The organism is Pseudomonas fluorescens (assembly GCF_000967965.1).
Taxonomy (GTDB): Bacteria; Pseudomonadota; Gammaproteobacteria; order Pseudomonadales; family Pseudomonadaceae; genus Aquipseudomonas; species Aquipseudomonas grandcourensis.
Genome location: NZ_LACC01000055.1, coordinates 1 through 275 on the forward strand (window position 1 = coordinate 1; position 275 = coordinate 275).

Genomic DNA, 275 nt, shown 5'->3' on the forward strand with positions numbered 1-275 from the left:
CGGGTGCCGCTCGGTGAAAACAGCGGCCCGATCACCCCCGGCACCTTCACCGGCACCTACGGCACCCTGGTGCTGAATGCCAACGGCACGTACACCTACACGCTGAGCACCAGCGATGCCGACTTCAAAGCCCTGCACGGCGGTGGCGACGGTACCGAAACCTTCACCTACACCCTCACCGATTCGGACGGCGACAGCAGCACCGCGAACCTGGTGCTGCAGATCCACAACAACGATGATCCCGTCACCATCGATGGCCTGAGCGTCACCGGTGG

At 64.0% G+C, this 275-nt stretch carries 1 protein-coding gene; it reads left to right on the forward strand.

Going from position 1 to position 275, the window contains the following annotated elements; translation table 11 throughout:
* Positions 1–275, forward strand: a 275-nt coding sequence (locus VC35_RS27835; RefSeq protein WP_046043927.1) for a VCBS domain-containing protein, incomplete at both ends; no start/stop codon positions are given.